General features: G+C 59.7%; 2 protein-coding genes. Both read left to right on the top strand.

All coding sequences use genetic code 11. The annotated features are described in order from the left end of the window. Positions 1-292, top strand: a 292-nt coding sequence (locus tag RX972_RS29095; protein ID WP_316880749.1) for a hypothetical protein, incomplete at its 5' end; no start/stop codon positions are given. A 2-nt stretch (positions 293-294) separates the two neighbouring features. Next, positions 295-601, top strand: a 307-nt coding sequence (locus RX972_RS29090) for a hypothetical protein (protein ID WP_316880747.1), incomplete at its 3' end; no start/stop codon positions are given.

Genomic DNA, 601 nt, shown 5'->3' with positions numbered 1-601 from the left:
TTTCAAGGACCGTTCGAGCGGGCCGGATTACACCCAGATCAAGCGGCGTTTTGGCAAACGGCTCTACAAGATGCAGCCCTACCCCGAAGACATCGCCATGATCATCGACGCATGGTGCATCCAGGACACCGACCAACGCACATTGCTTACCGGTATCGGTCGCAAGCCAGGCCACCTCGGTCAAATCGACAAGACCCTGCGCATCGCTCACCTGCTCGCTGCGGGCGAACAGGCTGATCTCGCCCTCAAGCACATCCAGGCCGCCTATCAAAACCGTCAGTGGGAGGAATGACCATGGGACAGACCCTGTCGCTCGAATTGTCGGATGGGTTGCACCAGTTGCTGCACCAATTCGACGACTACACCCACGAAGCGCGTGTTCTCTCACCCGAGGACGCCCGGCTCCTGCAAGTCTGTATCGACCAACTGCGTGCTCAAGCTCGCACCCTCGAAAATGAGGTCTCCAAGAAACGGTGGAATGAGGACGCCGCGCGGGATCGTCTCGCCGAGACCGACAACATCCTTGCCGAATTGCAGCGGCCCGGCAGCAATGTCCTGCTTTTTCCGGTGGCTCCGCGGCCTTTTTCGGACGGCCGTCCGA

Source organism: Pseudomonas syringae group sp. J309-1, from assembly GCF_032582135.1.
In the GTDB taxonomy this organism is placed as follows: domain Bacteria; phylum Pseudomonadota; class Gammaproteobacteria; order Pseudomonadales; family Pseudomonadaceae; genus Aquipseudomonas; species Aquipseudomonas quasicaspiana.
This window is presented reverse-complemented; position numbering and strand designations above follow the sequence as displayed.